Source organism: Streptomyces gilvosporeus, from assembly GCF_002082195.1.
Taxonomy (GTDB): Bacteria; Actinomycetota; Actinomycetes; order Streptomycetales; family Streptomycetaceae; genus Streptomyces; species Streptomyces gilvosporeus.
In genome coordinates this window covers 4,093,835-4,115,057 of sequence record NZ_CP020569.1, presented here as the reverse complement: position 1 = coordinate 4,115,057, position 21,223 = coordinate 4,093,835, and the positions used below count along the sequence as shown (strand labels likewise).

The window sequence follows — 21,223 nt, the reverse complement described above, 5'->3', positions numbered from 1 at the left end:
CAGCTACCGGTGCAGGGCAACGATGCGGAGGAGGCAGTGCGATGCGCGAGGACCCTGATCCGCGGGCGGACCTGGAATACGGCTCCATCCCCCGTCTGGTGCGCACGGCAGCGCAGCGCCACGGCCCCCGGGAGGCCGTGGTCGAGGGCCGCACCCGCCTCTCGTACGCCGAGCTGGGCGAGCGGGTGGAGCGGGCCGCCGCCGCCTGTATCGCCTCCGGCGTCGCCCCGGGCGACCGCGTCGCCGTCTGGGCGCCCAACACCCTGGACTGGATCGTCTCCGCACTCGGCGCCGTCACGGCCGGCGCCGTGCTCGTCCCCGTCAACACCCGCTTCAAGGGCGCCGAAACCGCCTATGTCCTGCGGCGCACCCGCGCCAAGCTCCTCTTCGTCACCGGCACCTTCCTCGGCACCTCCTACGTCGCCTCGCTGCGCCGCGCGGCCCGGGACGGCACCGGCGGCGGCCCGCTGCCCGGACTGCCGCATCTGGAGCGAGTGGTGGTCCTCGCCGACGACGCCCCCGCCGACTTCACCACCTGGACGGACTTCCTGGCCGCCGGCGCCGCCGTGCCCGCCGCGACGGTCGCCACCCGCGCGGACGGCATACGCCCGGATGCCCCCTCCGACATCGTCTTCACCTCCGGCACCACCGGCCACCCCAAGGGCGCGGTGATCACCCACGCCCAGACCCTGCGCGCCTACGCCGTCTGGAGCGACCTCGCCGGCCTCCGGGAGGGCGACCGCTATCTGATCGTCAACCCCTTCTTCCACACCTTCGGCTACAAGGCCGGCATCATCGCCTGCCTGCTGCGCGGCGCGACGATGGTTCCCCAGCCGGTCTTCAGCATGGAGACCGCGCTGGCCAAGATCGCCGCCGAGCAGATCTCCGTCCTCCCCGGCCCGCCCACCCTCCACCAGCAGATCCTCGACCACCCCGCCCGCGCCCTGCACGACCTGTCCGCGCTCCGCCTCGTCGTCACCGGAGCCGCCGTGGTCCCGCTGGAGCTGGTCGAGCGGCTGCGCAGCGAGCTGAAGATCTCCACCGTCCTGACGGCCTACGGCCTTTCGGAGAGCTCCGGCCTGGTCGCCATGTGCCGCCGCGGCGATCCGCCCGACGTCATCGCCGCGACCTCCGGCCGCGCCATACCCGGCACCGAGGTCCGCGTCGTGGACGGCGCGGGCCGCCCGGCGGCGCCCGGCGACCCCGGCGAGGTCCTGGTCCGCGGCTACACCGTCATGTCCGGCTACTTCGAGGACCCCGCCGGTACGGCCCGCGCCGTGACCCCCGAGGGCTGGCTGCGCACCGGCGATGTCGGCATCCTCGACGCCGACGGCAACCTCCGTATCACCGACCGCATCAAGGACATGTTCATCGTCGGCGGCTTCAACGCCTATCCCGCCGAAATCGAGCAACTCCTGGGCCGCCACCCGGACATCGCCGAGATCGCCGTCATCGGCATACCCGATCCCCGCCTGGGCGAGGTCGGCAAGGCGTACGCCGTCCGCCGCCCCGGCTCGTCGCTCACCGCCGATGACCTGATCGCCTGGTCCCGCCGCGAGATGGCCAACTACAAGGTGCCCAGGGACGTCGAGTTCGTCACGGAACTGCCGCGCAACGCGAGCGGGAAGGTGGTCAAGCGGCGACTGCGGGAAGGGGGCGGGGCGGCGGCCGTCACGGGGGCCGGGTGAGGGGCGCGGGCGGCGCGGCCGGGACCAGGTGACGGGACCAGGTTCCGGTGATCACCCGCCCGGCGGCGTCCAGTCGGGACGGCGGCCGCTGAGGGCCACCACCCGGTCGAGCTGCGACGCGTCGTCCGCGACGTGGACGGGCGGGGCGAAGATGGACCCCGGGGCGCCTCCCGACTCCTCGACCCAGGAGGCGAGCAGGTCGTACGAAGCGCCCAGCGTCTCCGGGTCGGGCGCATAGTCCTGGCCCGTGGCGCGCGCCAGGTCCCAGCCGTGCAGCACCAGCTCGTTGAGCGCGATCCGCCCGGCGATGGCGCCAGGCAGGGTGACCCCGCCCGCCTGGGTCTCGCCCGTCCAGGCCGTCGGTTCGCCCCAGGCCGCCGCCATCTCCTCCAGGTTCCGGGCCAGATCCTCGCGCCAGCCCGCCGTCACCTCCGGGCGTGTCTCCGTGGGCGGCGTGCTGGTCGTCGGCCCCAGGTGTTTGCGCGCCGCGTCCCGGAAGGCGCCGGTCAGCCCGACGAGGTGGCCGAGCAGATGCCGTACGGCGTACTCGCCGCACGGTGTGGGAGCGTCCAGCTGCTCCTCCCCGGTGTGTTCCGCCAGCCGCCGCACCAGCTGGGCCTGCGCCGCGAAGTCGATCGTGTCGGTCATGCTCCGGTCCGTCCTTCCGTAGTGCCGATGTGTCGGGAGAGCCGCCACGGGGAGAGCCCGTCCAGAAGGCTCCCCGCGGGGCCCTTCCCAGTGAAGACTCGTCCGGCCCCCGGAAGTCATCGCCACACCGGACGGCACACCGGACGGATCTCAGGGCGCCCCCGGGCCCGCCTCCCGCCCGGCCCCCGGGCCCGCCTCCGGCCCCCGCCCCGCGTAGCGCGCCCGCAGGACCGTCTTGAGCACCTTGTTCAGCGGCCCGCCGCGCGGCAGTTCGTCGGTGATCTCCAGCTGCTCGGGCAGCTTCTGCGTCATCACGCCGGCGGCTCGCAGATGAGCCGTCAGCGCGGCCAGCGTCAGCGGCCCACCGTCCACACCGCCGCCCGCGCTGCCGCCCACCCCGGCGGGCGTCACCACCGCACACACCCGCTCCCCCCGCTCCCGGTCCGGCAGCCCGATGACCGCGACCTCGTCCACCGCCGGATGCGTGCGCACCAGATCCTCGATCTCCTGGGCGGAGATGTTCTCCCCCTTGCGGATGATGATGTCCTTCAGCCGCCCGGTGAGCACCAGATGCCCGTCGGGCCGCAGATACCCCAGGTCACCGGTGTGGAAGTAGCCGTCCTCGTCGAACGCCCGGCCCGTCAGCGCCGGATCCGTGTACCGCCGGAAGAGCATCGTCCCCTTGAGCGTCACCTCTCCCGGCTCCCCGGTCCCGGCCGCGCTCCCGTCCGCCCGGACGATCCGCACCTCGGCCCCGGCCACGGGTCGCCCCACCGTCCGCCCCAGCTGCTCGTCGCTGTCGTACGGCGTCCCCATCGCGATCATCGGGCACTCCGTCATCCCGTACCCGTGCACGATCGCGCAGTCCAGCTCCCGCGCGGCCTCCGCGTACAGCTCCGGCGGCAGGGGCGCCCCGCCGCCCGACAGCAGCCGCAACGACGGAATCAGCCGCCCCGCGGCCGGCGACTGCGCCCGGTAGCGCCGCGACTCCGTCAGGAACGCCTGGTAGAACGCCGTGCTTCCGCCGGCCATGGTCACCCCGCGCCGCCGGTAGACCGCGGCCGCGCGCCCCGCCTCGAAGGTCTCCAGCACCACCGCGGGAAAGCCGCTGACCAGCATCGCGATGACGTAATCCGGACCGGCGACATGCGCGTACGGGAACGCGATCGAGCCGATGTCGTCCGCCGACATCCCCAGCGCGGTGGCCAGCCCCACGCCACCGGCGATCAGCGAGGCGTCGGTGTGCTCGACGCCCTTGGGGGAGGCGGTCGTTCCGGAGGTGTAGTAGATCCAGGCCGTACGCCCGCCGTCGCCGGCCCCGCTGCCGCGGCCCTCGTCGCCGTCCCCGCCGTCGCCGTCCCCGCCGGCCGGATCGGGCACCGCGGCTGGATCGGGCACCGCGTCCGGATCCCCCGCCGGCAGCCCGCCCTCCAGCGAGACGACCCGCACCCCGTCCCCGGCCAGCTTCCGCGCCATCGCCCCGTAGTCGAACCCCCGCCACACCCCGGGCACAAGGACGAACTCCGCCGCCGACTCGGCCAGGATGAACCCGACCTCCCGCTCGCGGTGCAGATGAAGGACGGGCGTCTGTACGGCCCCCAGCCGCGCCAGCGCCAGCGAGGCCACCACCGTCTCGATCCGCGTCGGCAACTGCCACACCACCCGCGTCCCGGCCCCGATCCCGAGCCCCCGGAACCCGGCCGCCGCCCGCACCGCCTCGTCCCGCACCTCGTCGAAGGTGACGCTGCGCCCGTCCTCGTCGAAGAACATCGGCCGCCCGGCCGAGACCCGCGCCCGGTACTCGACCAGGTCCCAGAGGGTGTGTATGCGGGCGGGGTCGAACATGGCGCCTCCTCGCGGGTCGCGGGTGGCGAGACTGTAGCACCGGGCTGACGGAACGTCAGCTGTCGGGAAGAGGTGGCGTAGTGGCCGGAATCGCGACTGGCGGGGGTTGAGGTGGTGACTCAACCCCCGCCAGACGCGACTCCGAGACTCAGGGTGTGTGGCTGTCCTGCGGCGCCAGCGACGTGAGTGACGTCAGTGGCGTGTGGCTGTCCAGGGGAGTCAGGGGCGTGTGGCTGTCCCCGGCGACGACGCTGCTGCCCGAGTCGGCCGGACGGCCCTCGGCTGCGGCCGGTACCGCGACGGCGCCGGCCGCCGCTGTCGCTATCGCGGCGATGACCAGGGTTTTCTTGATTCGGGTCACTGTGCTCCTCCGTCAGGGGCGTGAAGGTCGTTTGCGCGACGCTAGCGTCAAATGAAACGACTGTTCGATGAATGGCTGGAATGCGCCAGAGGATGGCGTGATGCGGTATGGCGTCCGACATGCCGCAGGGACCGGTCGCGATGGCCCCCCTCCAGCCATCGCGACCGGCCCCTGCGTTCCCCCGAAGAATCGGTGGTGGACTGCTACCGGGGCTCGATGATGGGGGTGTGGTTGTCCCCCGTCGTCACCATCTCGCCCGGCTTCCTGGGCGCCTTCTTCTTGCCGATTCCCGGTGCGGCGATCGGGGTGTGATTGTCCATCGGCTTGATGACATCACGCTCGTTCGGCTCTGGAGCCTTGTTCTCGGTGGCCACGTTCATCAACTCCTGTGTGTGGGTGCTTGGTGGACCACCCGGCCGGCAACTCCCCCGTGGGTCGCCGGACGGGCGGACCAGGCCGTACACCTTACGGTGGGGCCGTGGCCGAGCCGCTTGCCCCCCGAGGCGGCGGATCGGTAAGTAAGAGAGTGGCGGGTAGCGATGAACGATCGATAAACGTTTTGCAGTACGCCTCTGACGTGCGGTTATGCGACGTTGGCCAGCCGGAGTAGGTCCTGGACCGTGGAAAGCTCGGGCGATTCCAGACGGGTGTAGATGGCGAGCGCGTCCTGCCAGCATGCCTGTGCACGGCCGCTGTGGCCCACCTCGTTGAGTGCTCTGCCCAGTAACGTCAGGACATTCGCCCGCCACCAGTCGCCGCTGACGCCGCGCAGCGCCGTGAGCGCCTGGTCGGCGCTGGTGGCGGCATCGGCGGGTCGGTGGTCCGCAAGGCAGATCTCCGCGAGCCTGAAGTGCGTCATGCCGGCCCAGAACCGCTGCCTGCTGTCCTGGAAGATGGCCAGTGCCTCGGTGAGCTGCTGCGTGGCATCGGCGAGCCGGTTGGCGCGGGCGTACGCCAGCCCCAGGGCGTACATACCGTTTGCCAGCCGCCGGGTCGCCCCGAGCTGCCGGTATATGGCGATGCCTTCGCCGGCGAGCCGGATCGCGCTGTCCAGCCGCCCCGTGTTCAGGTGAACACGGGAGAGGTTGCACAGGGCGCTGGCCTCCGACTGCTTGTTGCGGTCCTCGCGGAAGACGGTGAGCGCCTGGGTGAGATACGCCTCGGCGTCGTCATAACGCTGCTGGATGGACGCGATGATGCCGCGGTCGTTCGGCGCGTACGACGACGCGAAGGGATCCTCGGCGGCCAGCCCGAGCAGCATCGCCGCCTTGGCGTGTTCGTCCGCCTCGTCGAGCCGGCCGGCCAGCGTGTGGACATTGGTGAGCGCGGTGTGAATACGTGCTTCGGCGTGCTGGTCCTTGCCTTCGCGGGCCACCTCCAGCAGGGAGTTGTTGACCTGTTCGTACTGAAGGGCGTCGGCACCGGACTCGGCTAGGTCCCGGGTCAGCAACAGCAGGTCCACCGCACGCCGCAGGGAACCGGGGTCCCTCGACTGCTGCGCGCACGCCAGAATGCAGCCGGCTTCCCCGAACAGCCAGCTCAGCGCCATCGCACGGTCGGTGAAGGACAGCCCGGGGTGGTGCGGGGACTCCATGTGGTCCACCAGGCGGTCACCCGGCCGCTCCAGCGCGTACATCTCGGCCGCCGTCGCCAGGTAGAAGTCCAGCAACCGCGACAACGCCGCGGTCCGCTCCGACGGCGGAAGTTCATCGCGCTCCGCGCACGCCCGCGCATACAGCCGCACCAGGTCGTGGAAACGGTAGCGTCCGGGGGCCGCGGACTCCAGGAGGCTGGCGTCGACGAGGGATTCGACGAGCTCCTCGGCGTCCTCGACGTCCATGTCGAGCAGCGCCGCAGCCGCCGCCAGCGAGATGTCCGGCCCGTCCGCCAGCCCCAGCAGCCGGAACGCCCGTGCCTGCGGCGGCTCCAGCTGGCCGTAGCCCAGTTCGAACGTCGCCGTGACGGCCAGGTCGCCGGCCCGCAGCTCGTCCAGGCGGCGGCGTTCGTCGGCGAGTTTGCGGGCCAGGGTGGAGACCGTCCAGGTGCGGCGGGCGGCCAGGCGGGAGGCGGCGATGCGGATGGCCAGCGGCAGGAAGCCGCAGGCGCCCACGACGGCCATGGCGGCCTGGCGTTCGGAGGTGACGCGTTCCTCGCCGACGATCCGGGTGAAGAGGGCCAGTGCCTCCTCGGGGCTCATCACATCGAGGTCGATGAGGTGGGCGCCCGCCAGATCGATCATGCGGGCGCGGCTGGTGACGAGGGCGGCGCACCCCTCCGTACCGGGCAGCAGCGGCCGGACCTGCGCGGCGTCGCGGGCGTTGTCCAGGAGGGCCAGGACGCGCCGGCCGGCGAGCGTGGAGCGGTAGAGGGCGGAGCGCTCGGCCAGCCCGTCGGGGATGGCGGAGTCCGGGGTGCCCAGGGAGCGCAGGAAGGCGCCGAGGACGGCCTCGGGTTCGGACGGGGTGTGGCCGGCGCCCTGGAGGTCGACGTAGAGCTGCCCGTCGGGGAAGTGCTCGCGGGCGGCGTGGGCGACATGCACGGCCAGTGTCGTCTTGCCGACGCCGCCGATGCCGGTGAGCGCGGAGACGGCCATCACGCTGCCCTCGGCGGTGGCGAGTTGATCGCCGAGCTCGGCGACGAAGGCGGCGCGACCGGTGAAGTCGGCGACCGTGGCGGGGAGTTGCTGGGGTCGTACGACGATGCGGCCGGTGGCGTCCCGCCCGTCGCATGTGACGGGCGGTGCGTCCAGGTCGATGTCGGCACGCAGAATGCGCTGCTGGAGCTCGGAGAGCGAGGCGCGGGGGGCGACGCCCAGCTCGTCGTCCAGCAGCTTGCGGGTGTCGGTGTAGACCGCCAGCGCCTCGGCCTGCCGCCCGCTGCGGTACAGCGCCAGCATCAGCAGCTCGCGCAGCCGCTCACGCAGCGGGTGGGCGGCGGTTAGGGCGGTCAGTTCGGAGACGGCCTCGGCGTGGCTGCCCAGTTCCAGGTCGAGTTCGAGCAGGGTCTCCATCAGGGACAGCCGCCACTCATTGAGGCGGGTGCGCTGGGTCTCGGCGTACGGGCCGGGGAGGCCGGCCAGCGGTTCGCCGTCCCACAGGTCCAGCGCACGGTCGAGGAGTTCGCGGGCGCGGCTGAGATCGCCTGCGGTCCGGGCCTTCTCGGCCTCGGCCGCGTACTGCTCGGCGTGATCGTGGTCGAGGTCGAGCGGGCCGCTGTCCATCGAGCGGATCGCATACCCGCCGGACTCGCTGACCAGGGTATTGGCGTCCGGGCCGAGCGCTTTGCGGAACCGGGAGGCGTAGGTGCGCAGCGCGGCGAGCGCGGCGTGCGGCGGCTCGTCACCCCACAGGGCGTCGACCAGCTCCGATGCGGTGGCGGTGTGGCCACCGCGCAGCAACAGTGCCGCAAGCAGCGCCCTTTGCTGTGGAGAGCCCATTGCCAGCTGGGTCTCGCCGCGCCAGGCCCGTACGGGACCGAGCACGGTGAAGCGGAGCCGCTCCTGCCGCTGCCCCGTACCGTCGTCCATTCTGTCCCCCTGCCCTGTGCCGTTCGTATACGCGCTGTTCGCACGCATTGGCCGTGCGCAACGGTCAGTCTGCCTTGTCGGGGCCCCTTACGTCAGTAGGGGTCCGGAGCATGCACAAAGCCTCCTTGGGTTTCGGCGGGTGCCGAGAAGGGGGGTGCACGGAGGGGCGCGGAGGCGTGAGTTCCGTGCGCCCCCTGTGTGCCCCCGGGCTGGTACGCGAGCGGACATCCGGGCGGTTCCCGCACCGCCGGGGCGTCACCGTGACTCCGCCGCCATTGCTGACGGATCGTCAGATCGGCGCTACCGTGACGCCATGGAGACCACGGAGATCACGGAGACCATGGACGCCACGGAGGCCCCTCCCGCCTTCCCGAAGATCATCTCGGTCGACGACCACACGGTGGAACCACCCCACGTCTGGCGCGACCGACTCCCCTCGAAGTACCAGGACATCGGCCCGCGCATCGTCCGGGCCCCCGTGAAGTCCATGAGCTTCGTGGGCGGGAAGTTCGCCCCCGAGATGGGCGCCCCGGGCCACGACGGCCCGATAGCCGACTGGTGGGTCTACGAGGATCTGCACCGCCCGCTGACCCGCCTCGACACCGCCGTCGGCCACACCCGCGACGAGATCCGGCTGGAGGGCATCACCTACGAGCAGATGCGCCCCGGCTCCTTCAGCGTGCCCGAGCGGCTGGCCGACATGGACGTCAACCACGTCCAGTCCGCCCTCTGTTTCCCCACCTTCCCCCGCTTCTGCGGCCAGACCTTCACCGAGGCCAAGGACCGCGAGCTGGCCCTGCTCTCGGTGCGCGCGTACAACGACTGGATGGTGGAGGAGTGGTGCGGCCCGCAGGCGCACGGCCGGCTCATTCCCCTGACGCTCATCCCCCTGTGGGACCCGGAACTCGCCGCCACGGAAGTACGGCGCAACGCGGCCCGCGGCGTCCGCGCCGTCTGCTTCAGCGAAATCCCCCCGCACCTGGGCCTGCCCAGCATCCACACCGACCACTGGGACCCGTTCCTACGCGCCTGCGACGAGACCGGCACCGTCGTCGCCATGCACATCGGCTCGTCCTCGAAGATGCCCTCCACCTCCCCCGACGCCCCGCCCGCCGTCGGCTCCACCATCACCTTCGCGAACTGCTGCTTCTCGATGGTCGACTGGCTGATGAGCGGCGCCTTCGACCGCTTCCCGAACCTGAGGATCATGTACGCCGAGGGCCAGGTCGGCTGGATCCCGTACATCCTGGAGCGCGCCGACGTCGTCTGGGAGGAGAACCGCGCCTGGGGCGGCGTCGCCGACAAGGTCCTGCGCCCGCCCTCCGAACTCTTCGCCGACCACGTCTACGGCTGCTTCTTCGACGACGCCTTCGGCCTGCGGAACCTGGACGCCATCGGGGTCGAAAACGTCCTGTACGAGACGGACTACCCGCACTCGGACTCGACCTGGCCGAAGTCGCGGGAAGTCGGGGAGTCGCAGATGGGGCACCTGGCCCCGGAGGTGGTGGAACGGGTCGTACGGGGCAACGCGATCGACCTGCTGGGGCTCACGGGGGAGGGGCTCTGGAGGGCGGGAGTGTAGGGCTTTTGGCTGGGGGCGTCCGGGCACGGGTGTCATAGCCCTTTAGGGCATGGCACCCCCGCCATCGTCGTAGTACACAGTCGGCGACTTGCCCTGGATCCGCCTGGGCGGCTCAGACAGGGAATTCCCCGCGCTTGACGGCGGAGAGGAAGGATGACCAGCTCTCGGAGGGGAACACCAGCGCCGGGCCCGCTGGGCACTTGCTGTCGCGTATGGGCACGCCGACGTGGCCGCGGGCGACTTCAAGGCATTCACCTTGGCTGCCTCCGCTATAGCTGGACTTGTACCACCCGGTGAGCGTGGACGCGTCGGAGACGGTGTGCTCACTGCTGACCATGTGCGTGTTCCTCTGCTGCCGCCCTGACGAGGGCCAGTGACTCCTGCTGCGACAACGCGTCGCTCAGGGCAAGAGCGTAGGCGCTCTGACTGGAGGCCACCAGCATCGGATCGTCCATCAAGTGGCCGGTGAGGAAGCCCTCGACATAGGCCACCGGGGCAGAGTCCGCAAAGCTCATGAGCGTGAGGAGACTCTCCAGGAGCGAGTGTGCCCCGACACCGTACGGAAGGACGTGCAGCCGCAGGCGCCCCGTCTCCGCCATGTCCGCGATCTTGTATAGCTGTTCGGCCATGACCTGAGAGCCGCCAACGCGGCGCCGCAGCACGGACTCATCGAGCAGTGTCCAAACGACGGGTTTCAACGGCCCGTCGAGAATCCGGGCACGCTTTGTTCGAATGACGACGGCTTCGTCAAGCTCCTCCGCCGTGTGGTTCGGTCGATACGCGCGGAACAGGGCACGCGCGTAGCCGTCCGTCTGGAACACACCGGGCACCAGTGAGAGAGCGAACTGCTGAATCAGAGTTGCCTGTTGCTCCAGTTCGGCTACGGCCGCGAAGTAGTCGTTGTACTTCGATTCCAGGTCCTCCAGCCACCGGACGAAGAACCCGTCCGTCCCCAGTGCCTGGTCGATCCGCTGCGCGTCATCCGGCTTCGGAAGCCGCCTGCCCGCCTCGAAGTGGCTGATCAGCGTGGGCGAGCACACCACCCGCTCACTCAGCGCCTCCTGCGTCATGTCGGCTGCGAGACGTCGGATCCTCAGCTCCTCCCCGTATTTCTCCCTGGGAGTGCGTGGCCGGTGTTCCCTCTCCATGGGCTGACTCCCCTACTTGACAGCTGCGTTGTCGGGCTCGACCTACTAGCAGCGTAGCCAGAACGGGCTGAATTCTGTGAGGTAACGACCACACAGCGTAAAAAGCGCAAGACCCCCGCGACCGGCGTGCACCGGCCCGAGGGCGTGGCCACCAACCCCACGGAGGTTGACGACATGACCGAGCCTATCCAAAGGCTCACCGAACTGCTGTTGCGATGGCTGCTGCCCTCGTCGGGGCGGCACCGCGCCATCGCCTCACGCATCGGCGCCAGGACGCGCCGGATTCACGGTGTGGAGGTGGCGGGTTGATGGCAGGCATGTGCCGCCCTGTTCACCTGGGGGAACCTGCGTCGGAGCCCGTGCCCGTTGCCGGGTGCGATGTGTGCGGGGCGCTGGTCGAGCAGCGGGCTAAGGCATACGCCGCGGGAGACAAGTCGAAGGCGACGGACTGCAACGTCGAGATGCGCCGCCACTCCCACGGGACGGCGGCACGGTCGTGAGCGCGGGTATGCGGTCGCGGTTGTGTGACTGGACAAAGGAGATGTGGGGTCGTCACATCCGGTTTCGGAAGCTGTACCGACAGCTCGATCAGATGCGTGTGGACCTGCGGGCCCGTACCGCGTGGCTGGATGAGCTCTCCGAGGAGGAACTCGCGGAGATGCTGTGCGGACTCTCCGACTGCATCGACGCCCTACAAGAGGCGTGCAGCGAGGCTCCGGACCGTTCGGAGGGAACGCAGTGAGGACGCGATAGGAGCGGTGTCTGAAGTACGCGGCGACTGGCTCGCCGTTCCGGCTTGCGCTTTCCGTTGCGGCAACTTCTACGGTCATGTGTGTGGCCGGAGAGACCGGCCCGGCGAGGGAGGCACCGGCATGGCCTGGTCGATCGCGGAGGTGGCGCGGATGTCCAAGGTGACATCGCGGACGCTGCGGCATTACGACGAGATCGGCTTGCTGCCGCCCGCATGGATCGGGAGCAACGGGCACCGCTACTACGAGGAGGCCGATCTGCTGCGCTTGCAGCAGATCCTGCTGATGCGGGAGCTGGATCTGGGGCTGCGTGAGATCCAGGCGGTCCTGGACAGCCAGCTCGACCAGGTGGCCGTGCTCCGTGAGCACCACCGACGGCTGCTCACGGAACGGAACCGGCTGGAGACGCTGGCCCGTACGGTCGGCCGCACCATCGCCGAACTGGAAGAAGGTAGGGACAACGGAGAGATGACGAAGATCAACAGGCCGGAGAACCTGTTCGAGGGCTTTCAGCCCCCCTCCGAGGCCGAGGCCGAGGTACGGGAGCGGTGGCCGCAGCAGTGGCAGCAGTCCCGGCAGGTCGTCGAGGCGATGACCACCGAGGAAACGGAGCACTGGCAGCGTGAGGTGACGCAGCAGATGATCCGCATGGCGGAGTTCATGGTGGCCGGCACGCCGGTCTCCGACCCCGCGGTACAGGCCGAGGTGGACGCCAACTACCGGGGCATCTGCCGGTTCTGGACCCCGAACGCGGCCGCGTACAAGGGAGTGGGCCAGACCTATGTCGACGACCCGCAGATGCGGGCCAACTTCGACAAGATCGCCGACGGTCTGGCCGTCTACCAGCGCGATGCGATGACCGTGTACGCCGATGCACGGCTGAGCTGACCGCATGCGCACGGCGCGGCGCCATTGGGCTGACCGCGCGCACGGCGCCGGGGGGCTGCAGACCTCCGGCTGTCCGCGGCCGTTCCGGCCGCACCCCGCGTCGACCGGATCGTCCCTGCTCAGGGCAGGTCGGCGGGATTTCGGTCGGCGGGATTTCGTAGCAGCGCCATCGCCGTGGCCATCAGCTCGGCGTCCGTCTCCTCCGTGGGGTAATCCGCGATACCGGAGCGGAACAGGGCCGCACCCTCGATGAGCATGGTGAAAACCGCCGCGCGGGCCCGGCAGGCCGCGGCGGGGAGGGCCGGATGCCGGGCGCGGAGGAAGGCGGCCACCTGGTCCTGGTAGGCGCGGTAGAAGGTCCGGACGGCCACGGCGACGGTCTCGTCCACGGCGGCCAGGGCCCAGAGTTCGGTGAAGAGGCGGACCAGACGGGGATCGTCCTGTTCGGCAAGGAGGAGGCCGATCAGCTGGCGCGGGTCGGCGGGGGAGGCGGGCTCCCGGGGGGAGAGGAGGGGGGCGAGGTTGTCCAGGGAACGGGTCAGGGCGCGGTCGAGGACGGCGGCCACCAGGTCGGCGCGGGTGGGGAAGTAGTACTGGAGGTGGCCCAGGCGTACGCCGGCGGCGGTGGCGACGGCGCGCAGGGAGAGGCCGGTGTGGCCGGAGGCGAGGAGGAGTTCCTCGGCGGCGTCGAGGAGTTGGGCGCGTTTGCGGGTGCCTTTGGGGGTGGTGTGGGTGGCGCCTTTGGGGGTGTCGTTCATGCGGCGGGTCTTTCGCTCGGGGCGGCGTCGGCGGTGTCGGGGGGATCGGTGGGATCGGCGGCACCGGTGACGTCGAGGGTCACCCCGTACGCGGCGAGCAGTTCGGGGACGCGGGACGGGATCGGGGTCAGCTCCGGGAAGAGCACGCCGTGCGGGGCGTCGGCGCCGTCCGTGCCCAGGATGCGGTGCAGGCCCAGGGCCGCGCCGACGGCGGTGAGATGGGCCTGGCCGGCGTCGTCGGTGACGGTTGCGGTGCGGGTGCGGCCCCGGTGGGTGACGTCGATACGGAGCCGGGCGACGCCGCCCTCCCCGGGGGAGTACAGCAGCGCGCGCCGCGCGGCGGCGAAGCGCTCGCCGCGGCCCCAGCGGAAGAACCCGAGCCGCTTGACGGCCAGCAGGGACGCGGTGGAGGCGCCCGAGCTGAAGCCGATCCGGGTGACGGCGGTGGCGACGCCCAGGCCGAGGGGGAGGGTGAACTGCTCCGGAGTGTCGATACGGGCGACCTTGGTGGGGCGGTCACCGATACGGACCCGGCGGACATCGCCGAGCGGCATGACCGTACGCCGCCGCCCGCCCTCGGTGACCTCGTAGTCCAGCCCCAGGCGGTCCATGAATTCCACCGAATCGGCCCCGGCGCGGTCCTTGAGATCCCAGCGGACGGCGACGTCGACGGTGTCCGCGCCGCCCAGCCCGTTGGCCAGCGAGGCCGCCACCAGGCCGGTCACACCGCCCATCCAGGAGGACGAGAGCAGGACGGGGGCGGCCGGGCCGTGCAGCGCCGCGACGGTCGCGGCGCGCTGGAGCCGTGCGGTCCAGCGGGTGATGTCGACATACGGCACCCCGCCGCGCATCGCCGCCCGCAGCACCCGGTCGTCCGGATCGTTCACCACCGAGGCCACCGCCCGTACACGGGCCCGGAACGGCTCGGAACCGGCCAGGTCCCATCGCTCGACCCGAGCCCCGAGCTCCTCGGCCAGGGCCCGGCCCCGTGCCACGGTGCGCCCGGTGAGCAGCAGGGGCCAGAACGGCGCCGCGATGCGCGCGAGTTCGGTGCCGACGGTTCCGTAGCCGCCCACCAGGAGGACGGGGCCGGAGGGGTCGTGGATGAGGTCGTCCCGTGGGGCGGCAAGTGTGGCTAACGGGGGCGTGGGGGTGGGTGCGGGTGTGGTCAGGGAGGTCATACGGTCAATATAGGTCGGGCGACCTAGTTTTGTCCTGGGCGGGTGATGATGCGTGGCGGCCCGTGGGCGGTTCACCTCCTCCCCCGTATACGCGCCCGTGCCGCGCCCCTTGCCTGACGATTCGTCAGACACGACGATGGCCCGGCAACCAAGAATTGACGAAGCGTCACATAGGCGCATGGAGACGTCATCTACCTGCCCATGGAGTCGTGAGGAGCCGTCCAGATGGTGCGGACACTGCCCGAGGGACGACTGGTGTACGGGATGCAGCTTCCGGTGCAGTCGCAGAGCACCCTGTACGCGGAGAGCTGGGAGGCGGCGGCCGGAGCCGCCGATCTGGTGGAGATCGCGCGGGCCGCCGACCGGCACGGCTTCGCGTACATCGCCAGCTGCGAGCACATTGCCGTTCCGCGGCGGCTGGCCGCCGCGATGGGCACGACCTGGTACGACCCGGTGGCCACGCTCGCCCATCTGGCGGCCGTGACCGAGCGGGTACGGCTGCTCAGTCATGTCGCCGTGGTGGGGCTCAAACACCCGCTGATCACCGCCAAGCAGTACGCGACGCTGGACCGGCTCTCCGGGGGGCGGCTGATCCTGGGGGTCGGCGCCGGGCACGTACGGGAGGAGTTCGAGGCGCTGGGGGTGGACTTCGGGCGGCGCGGTGCCGTGCTGGACGAGAGCATCGACGCGCTCAAGGCGGCGCTGGGGCCCGAGGAGTTCGCCGAGTTCAAAGGGGTGCGGTTCGCGTTCGCGGGGTTGGGGCAGGCGCCGCGGCCGGTGCAGACGCCGCGGCCGCCCCTCTGGGTGGGCGGCTCCTCGCCCGCCGCCGTACGCCGGGCCGCGGTGCGCGGCGACGGGTGGCTGCCGCAGGGCGACCGCCGGGAGCAGCTGCCCGGTCAGATAGCCAGGCTCCTGGCCCTGCGGGAGGCGGCCGGGATCGAGGAGTCGATCACCGTCGGGACGATCGCCGAACCGCTGTATGTGGGCGAACCGGGGTGGGAGGTCGGGCGGTGGACCCTGTCGGGCGCCCCGGAGCGGATCGCGGAATCGCTGCGCGAGTACCGGGCGATGGGGGTGGACCAGATACAGGTGCGGTTCCGCAGCCGGAGCCGGAGCGAACTGACGGATCAGATGGCCGCGTTCGGGAGTGAGGTCGCGGTGCATTTCGGCGACTGAGCGGCCGGTGGGCCGGTGAATCGGTGAATCGGTGAATCGGGTGGGGCCGGGCGGGCGGGCCGCCGTGCCCCACGCACAACGCTGGGAGGCGGAGATGGGAAAGCTGGCGGACCGGGTCGTCCTCATCACGGGCGCGGCACGCGGGCAGGGCGAGCAGGAGGCGCGGCTCTTCGTGGCGGAAGGGGCGCGGGTGATCCTCGGTGACGTACTGGACGGGCCGGGGGAGGCGCTGGCCAAGGAGCTGGGGGAGGACCGGGCGCGGTATGTCCACCTGGACGTGAGCCAGGAGGCGGACTGGACGGCGGCGGTGGCCGCGGCGAAGGCGGCGTACGGGAGGATCGACGGGCTGGTCAACAACGCCGGGATACTGCGCTTCAACGAGCTGGTCGGCACGCCGCTGGCGGAGTTCCAGCAGGTGGTGCAGGTCAACCAGGTCGGCGCCTTCCTGGGGATGAGGGCGGTGACGCCCGAGCTGGTGGCGGCCGGCGGCGGGACGATCGTGAACACCGCCTCGTACACCGCGCTGACCGGGATGGCCTTTCTGACCTCGTACGCCGCGACCAAGGCCGCGATCGTCGGGATGACGCGGGTGGCGGCCATGGAGCTGGCGGGCAAGGGGATCCGGGTCAATGCGATGTGCCCGGGGGCCATCGATACGCCGATGACCAATCCGGACCGGGTGGCGGCGGACGGCGGGCCCAAGGCGGCCGACGAGGCGGGCAGCGCGGCGCTGGACGAGTTCTACGGGAAGGTCGTCCCGATGGGGCGGATCGGGCGGCCGGAGGAGGTGGCCCGGCTGGCGCTCTTCCTGTCGTGCGAGGACTCGTCGTACATCACGGGGCAGCCGTTCGTGATCGACGGGGGGTGGATGGCGGGGGTGTCGGTGTTCTGAGGGCGCCCGGCTCCGACGGCCTGGCTGACGAGGCGTCAGGTATTGACGGTGGGTGCGGGCGGTGCCAGAGTCGGTCGGGATCGTTAGCTGACGAGCCGTCAGATTTCTGGGATGTGCGGCGGGTGCGCGGCGCATGTGTGGCGAGCGTGCGGCGGATGCACGGCCCTTCGGGGCGTCCGTTCGCGGGTCGCGCGGGGCCCGCTCGCCCGTGCCGGACGGATTGTCAGTGGGGCGGGGTACCGTCGAAGACATGACGGAGGGTGTTGCGGTGTTCGGCGGAACGTAAGTAGACGGACGGTAATCTTCCGGGGGGCGACCCCCGCACCCCGAAGGAGTGAACTCCCTTGGAATTCGGGCTCTTTGTGCAGGGATATGTGCCGGCGGCGCGGGCGAAGACCGACCCCGAGGCCGAGCATCACGCGCTGATGGAGGAGACCGAGTACGTCATCCAGGCGGACAGGTCCGGATTCAAGTACGCCTGGGCCTCCGAGCACCACTTCCTGGAGGAGTACTCCCACCTCTCCGCGAACGACGTCTTCCTCGGCTATCTCGCGCACGCCACCGAGCGCATCCACCTCGGCTCCGGCATCTTCAACCCCCTCGCCCCGGTCAACCACCCGGTGAAGGTCGCCGAGAAGGTCGCCATGCTCGACCATCTCTCCGGCGGGCGCTTCGAGTTCGGGTCCGGGCGGGGCGCGGGGAGCCACGAAATACTCGGGTTCATGCCGGGGGTGACGGATATGAACCACACCAAGGAGATATGGGAAGAGACCATCGCGGAATTCCCCAAGATGTGGCTCCAGGACGAATACCCCGGCTTCCGCGGCAAACACTGGCAGCTGCCGCCGCGCAAGGTCCTGCCCAAGCCGTACGGGAGGTCCCATCCGGCGATGTGGTACGCCGCCGGGTCGCCGTCCTCGTACGCGATGGCGGGCAAAAAGGGGCTGGGCGTCCTCGGTTTCAGCGTGCAGAAGGTCTCCGACATGGAATGGGTCGTCGACTCGTACAAAACCGCCGTCAAGGAGGCCGAGGCGGTCGGGGACTTCGTCAACGACAACGTCATGGTGACCTCGACGGCCATCTGCGCGGAGACGCACAAGAAGGCGGTGGAGATCGCCGTCGGCGGCGGGCTCAACTACCTCCAGTCGCTGCTCTTCCGCTACCACGACACCTTCCCGCGGCCCGAAGGCATACCGGAATGGCCGGAGCTGCTCCCCGCGTACACCGAGGAGATCATCGAGCTGCTGATCGCGGAGGAGCTGATGATCTGCGGCGATCCGGACGAGGTGCTGCGGCAGTGCAAGCGGTGGGAACAGGCCGGCGCCGATCAGCTCTCCTTCGGGCTGCCGATCGGGGTGAGCCATGAGGACACCCTGAACACCATCAAGCTCATGGGCGAGCACGTCATCCCGAAGATCGACACCGACCCGGTGCACCGGACGACGCGCTTCCGGCAGGCGGGAGCGTGACGACGGGGCAGGGGCCGGGCCGCCGGTAGGCGCGGCCCGGCCTGCGCCCCACGAACCGCACCAGAAAGGGATCCCCGCCATGCTCGACCACCTCATCAAGGGCGCGACCGTCGTGGACGGGACCGGAGCGCCCTCCTACCCCGCCGACCTCGGCATCCGCGACGGGCGCATCGCGATCATCGCGACGCCCGGAACGGTCACCGAACCGGCCCGTACCTACGAGGACGCCCAGGGGCTCGTCCTCGCCCCTGGCTTCGTCGACCCGCATACGCACTACGACGCCCAGCTGTTCTGGGACCCGTACGCCACGCCCTCGCTCAACCACGGCGTGACCACCGTCGCGGGCGGCAACTGCGGTTTCACCCTCGCCCCGCTGCACCCCGACCGCCCCGAGGACGCCGACTACACCCGGCGGATGATGAGCAAGGTCGAGGGCATGTCCCTGGTCGCCCTGGAGGAGGGCGCGCCATGGAACTGGCACAGCTTCGGCGACTATCTGGACGCGCTCGACGGCCGGATCGCTGTCAACGCGGGCTTCATGGTGGGCCATTGCGCGCTCCGCCGGTACGTCATGGGCGCGGACGCGGTCGGCGGACAGCCGACGCCCGAGCAGATGACGCAGATGCTGCGGCTGTTCCACGACGCCATGGACGCCGGGGCCTGGGGCCTGTCCACGACCCAGTCCGCCACCCACTCCGACGGCGACGGCCAACCGGTCGCCTCGCGCCACGCCCGCCCCGAGGAACTGCTCGCGCTCTCCCGTGCGGTGGCCGACCACGAGGGCACCCAGATCGAAGCGATCGTGGCGGGCTGCCTCGACCAGTTCTCCGACGACGAGATCGAACTGCTCGTGGAGATGTCGGCGGCCGCCGGACGCCCGCTGAACTGGAACGTCCTGACCATCGACGCCGCGGTGCCGGAGCGGGTGCCGCGCCAACTGGCCGCCGGCGAACGGGCCCGCAAGGCCGGCGGCCGCATCGTGGCGCTGACCATGCCGATCCTCACCCCCATGAACATGTCACTGGGCACCTTCTGCGCCCTCAACCTCATCCCCGGCTGGGGCGAGATCCTCGGCCTGCCGATACCCGAACGCATCGCCCGGCTGCGCAACGCCGAGGTACGGGCCGAGATGCTGCGCCGCGCCACGAGCAAGGAGGCCGGCGTCTTCCGCCGCCTGACCAATTTCGAGCGCTATGTCATCGGGGACACCTACTCCCCGGCCAACGACGGGCTCACCGGCCGGGTGGTCCGCGATATCGCCGTCGAACGCGGACAGGACGCCTTCCACTGCCTGGTGGAGATCTGCGCCCACGACGACCTGCGCACGGTCCTGTGGCCGATGCCCACCGACAACGACCCGGACAGCTGGGCGCTGCGGCAGGAGACCTGGCAGCACGAGGACGTCCTGCTCGGCGGCTCGGACGCCGGCGCCCATCTGGACCGCATGTGCGGCGCCCCGTACACCACCCGCTTCCTCGGCGACTGTCTGCGCGGCCGCCGGCTCGTCGGCCTGGAGCGCGCCGTACAGATGCTGACCGACGACCCGGCCCGGCTCTTCGGGCTGCGCGACCGGGGCCGGATAGCCGAGGGCTACCACGCCGACCTGGTCCTCTTCGACCCGCAGCGGATCGACGCGGGGCCCGCCACGCTGGTGCACGACTTGCCCGGCGACAGCCCGCGGCTGGACTCCCGGGCCCTCGGCGTGGTGAGCGTACGGGTCAACGGCGTCGAGACCATCCGGGACGACGCGGTGACCGGGGCGGTGCCCGGGACGGTACTGCGCTCCGGGCGGGACACCAGGACGGTGAGCACCCGGTGAGCGCGGCGCGGGGCACGGCGACGGGCGGTGGCAAGGCGCCGGGCGGCGAGCGGCTGTTCATCGGCGGGGAGTGGGTGGCGCCGGACGACGGCCACTACGACGTGATCGACCCGGCGACGGAGGAGGTCGTCGGGCGGGCCCCGGAGGCGAGCCGGGCACAGGTGGCCGAGGCGGTGACGGCGGCCCGCGAGGCATTCGAGAGCTGGTCGCGCACCGCGCCCGAGGAACGCGCGGCGCTCCTGGGCCGTGCCGCCGAGGTGATGCGCCGCGAGTTCGTCCCGTACGCGGAGCTGGCGCAGGCGGAGACCGGCGCGACCACCGCCACGGCGCGCGGAATGCAGGTGGGGGTGTCCCTCGCGCGCTTCCAGCGCTATGCGCGCGGCGCCCTGGAACCGGTGGAGACCGCGCTGCCGCCACAGGTCAACGAGGCCGGACCGATGGGGAAGGCGGGCATCTTCGGCGCCCTCGCGGTGCGCCGTCCCGTCGGCGTCGTCACCTGCATCACCTCCTACAACAACCCCTGGGCGAACGCCGCGGGCAAGGTCGCTCCGGCGCTGGCGATGGGCAACACCGTCGTCGTCAAACCGGCGCCGCAGGATCCGCTGTCGGTGTACCGGATGGCCGAGGCGCTGGCGGAGGCCGGGGCGCCGCCCGGGGTGGTCAATGTCGTCACCGGGGCGCGGCCGGAGGTCGGCGAGGCGGCGGTCGCGGCGGACGGCGTGGACATGGTCAGCTTCACCGGCTCCACCGCCGTCGGCCAGAAGATCGCCGAGGAGTGCGGCCGCGGAATGAAGCGGCAGCTGATGGAACTGGGCGGCAAGGGCGCGGCGCTGGTCTTCGACGACGCCGACCTGGAGACCGCGGTGGCCGCTGTCGGCACCACCTTCTCCTTCTACAGCGGCCAGATCTGTACCGCGCCGACGCGGGTCCTGGCACAGCGCGGGATCCACGACCGCCTGGTGGCCGGGCTCGCGCGCTACGCGGAACGGCTGACGGTGGGCGACCCGCGCGATCCCGGCACGGTCGTCGGCCCGGTGATCTCCGCCGCACACCGGGACCGTATCGAGGCGTATGCCGAACTGGCCGAGAAGGAGGGCGCGCGACTGGTCACCGGCGGCCGACGCCCGCCGACGGAGCGCGGCTTCTACGTGGCCCCCACGCTCTTCGCCGACTGTACGAACGCGATGCGGGCGGTCCGCGAGGAGATATTCGGGCCCGTGGTGGTGGTCGTCCCCTTCGACGACGAGGAAGAGGGCATCGCCCTGGCCAACGACAGCGACTACGGGCTGCTGGACTACGTCTTCTCCGCCGATGTCGCCCGCGCCTTCCGGGTCGCGGGACGGCTGCGGGCCGGCGGCGTCGGCATCAACACGGTCGGCCGCAACATGGAGGCCCCCTTCGGCGGCTTCAAACGCAGCGGCGTCGGCCGCGACGTCGGCTCGTACGCGCTGCATGCCTACAGCGAAACGCAGTCGATCGTCTGGCCGGGGTGA

At 71.1% G+C, this 21,223-nt stretch carries 19 protein-coding genes; 10 read left to right on the top strand and 9 right to left on the bottom strand.

From position 1 onward, the window contains the following. The first annotated feature begins 41 nt into the window (after positions 1–41). Entirely contained in the window at positions 42–1,688 is a 1,647-nt protein-coding gene (locus B1H19_RS18060) for a FadD3 family acyl-CoA ligase (protein ID WP_083105717.1), read from the top strand. A gap of 51 nt (positions 1,689–1,739) precedes the next feature. Here the strand turns inward: B1H19_RS18060 and B1H19_RS18055 are convergent, their stop codons facing one another. The 5 genes from B1H19_RS18055 to afsR form a co-directional block, all read right to left on the bottom strand. Then, positions 1,740–2,336 (bottom strand): TIGR03086 family metal-binding protein, encoded by a 597-nt coding sequence (locus tag B1H19_RS18055; protein WP_083105716.1) that lies wholly within the window; start codon positions 2,334–2,336, stop codon positions 1,740–1,742. 150 nt (positions 2,337–2,486) lie between these two features. Then, positions 2,487–4,181, bottom strand: coding sequence for a class I adenylate-forming enzyme family protein (locus B1H19_RS18050; protein WP_083105715.1), 1,695 nt, complete (start codon positions 4,179–4,181; stop codon positions 2,487–2,489). A 148-nt stretch (positions 4,182–4,329) separates the two neighbouring features. Beyond that, on the bottom strand, positions 4,330–4,542 hold the full coding sequence (locus B1H19_RS18045; protein WP_083105714.1) for a hypothetical protein: 213 nt from the start codon (positions 4,540–4,542) through the stop codon (positions 4,330–4,332). A 203-nt stretch (positions 4,543–4,745) separates the two neighbouring features. Then, positions 4,746–4,916, bottom strand: a complete 171-nt coding sequence (locus tag B1H19_RS39290) for a hypothetical protein (RefSeq protein WP_203237178.1) — start codon at positions 4,914–4,916, stop codon at positions 4,746–4,748. Positions 4,917–5,125: 209 nt separating this feature from the next. Continuing rightward, entirely contained in the window at positions 5,126–8,068 is a 2,943-nt protein-coding gene (gene afsR, locus B1H19_RS18040; RefSeq protein ID WP_083105713.1) for an SARP-family global regulator AfsR, read from the bottom strand. Between the two features lie 313 nt (positions 8,069–8,381). On the opposite strand from afsR, the gene B1H19_RS18035 reads away from it, so the two are divergent. Further along, on the top strand, positions 8,382–9,650 hold the full coding sequence (locus B1H19_RS18035; RefSeq protein ID WP_237289378.1) for an amidohydrolase family protein: 1,269 nt from the start codon (positions 8,382–8,384) through the stop codon (positions 9,648–9,650). A 112-nt stretch (positions 9,651–9,762) separates the two neighbouring features. On the opposite strand, the gene B1H19_RS18030 is transcribed toward B1H19_RS18035, so the two are convergent. Beyond that, complete coding sequence (locus tag B1H19_RS18030; protein WP_083105712.1) at positions 9,763–9,987, bottom strand: DUF397 domain-containing protein; 225 nt, start codon at positions 9,985–9,987, stop codon at positions 9,763–9,765. After that, a complete protein-coding gene (locus B1H19_RS18025) occupies positions 9,974–10,798 on the bottom strand; it encodes a helix-turn-helix domain-containing protein (RefSeq protein ID WP_083105711.1) in 825 nt (274 codons plus the stop codon). The genes B1H19_RS18030 and B1H19_RS18025 overlap by 14 nt, the downstream gene beginning before the upstream one ends. Before the next feature lie 174 nt (positions 10,799–10,972). Here B1H19_RS18025 and B1H19_RS40350 point away from each other — a divergent pair, with 174 nt between their 5' ends. From B1H19_RS40350 to B1H19_RS18005, 3 genes are all read left to right on the top strand, one after another. Continuing rightward, on the top strand, positions 10,973–11,107 hold the full coding sequence (locus tag B1H19_RS40350) for a hypothetical protein (protein ID WP_257789446.1): 135 nt from the start codon (positions 10,973–10,975) through the stop codon (positions 11,105–11,107). Between the two features lie 283 nt (positions 11,108–11,390). Then, complete coding sequence (locus tag B1H19_RS39840; protein ID WP_237289376.1) at positions 11,391–11,540, top strand: hypothetical protein; 150 nt, start codon at positions 11,391–11,393, stop codon at positions 11,538–11,540. 130 nt (positions 11,541–11,670) lie between these two features. Then, the gene (locus B1H19_RS18005) at positions 11,671–12,435 is read left to right on the top strand and encodes a MerR family transcriptional regulator (protein WP_083105707.1); all 765 of its coding nucleotides are present in this window, start codon (positions 11,671–11,673) and stop codon (positions 12,433–12,435) included. Positions 12,436–12,554: 119 nt separating this feature from the next. Here the strand turns inward: B1H19_RS18005 and B1H19_RS18000 are convergent, their stop codons facing one another. After that, entirely contained in the window at positions 12,555–13,193 is a 639-nt protein-coding gene (locus B1H19_RS18000) for a TetR/AcrR family transcriptional regulator (protein WP_083105706.1), read from the bottom strand. Beyond that, on the bottom strand, positions 13,190–14,374 hold the full coding sequence (locus tag B1H19_RS17995; RefSeq protein WP_237289375.1) for a saccharopine dehydrogenase family protein: 1,185 nt from the start codon (positions 14,372–14,374) through the stop codon (positions 13,190–13,192). Before B1H19_RS17995 ends, B1H19_RS18000 begins: the two co-directional genes overlap by 4 nt. 225 nt (positions 14,375–14,599) lie before the next feature. Between B1H19_RS17995 and B1H19_RS17990 the strand changes: the two genes are divergently transcribed. The 5 genes from B1H19_RS17990 to B1H19_RS17970 all read left to right on the top strand — a co-directional run bounded on the left by B1H19_RS17990 (position 14,600) and on the right by B1H19_RS17970 (position 21,223). Then, positions 14,600–15,550, top strand: coding sequence for a TIGR03619 family F420-dependent LLM class oxidoreductase (locus B1H19_RS17990; protein WP_083105705.1), 951 nt, complete (start codon positions 14,600–14,602; stop codon positions 15,548–15,550). Positions 15,551–15,644: 94 nt separating this feature from the next. After that, positions 15,645–16,442 carry an SDR family NAD(P)-dependent oxidoreductase gene (locus B1H19_RS17985; RefSeq protein WP_083105704.1) on the top strand — a complete coding sequence of 266 codons (798 nt, stop codon included), beginning with the start codon at positions 15,645–15,647 and terminating at the stop codon, positions 16,440–16,442. A gap of 344 nt (positions 16,443–16,786) precedes the next feature. After that, positions 16,787–17,911 carry an LLM class flavin-dependent oxidoreductase gene (locus B1H19_RS17980; RefSeq protein WP_083105703.1) on the top strand — a complete coding sequence of 375 codons (1,125 nt, stop codon included), beginning with the start codon at positions 16,787–16,789 and terminating at the stop codon, positions 17,909–17,911. A gap of 79 nt (positions 17,912–17,990) precedes the next feature. Then, positions 17,991–19,730, top strand: coding sequence for an N-acyl-D-amino-acid deacylase family protein (locus tag B1H19_RS17975; RefSeq protein WP_083105702.1), 1,740 nt, complete (start codon positions 17,991–17,993; stop codon positions 19,728–19,730). Continuing rightward, positions 19,727–21,223, top strand: a complete 1,497-nt coding sequence (locus B1H19_RS17970; RefSeq protein ID WP_083105701.1) for an aldehyde dehydrogenase family protein — start codon at positions 19,727–19,729, stop codon at positions 21,221–21,223. The genes B1H19_RS17975 and B1H19_RS17970 overlap by 4 nt, the downstream gene beginning before the upstream one ends.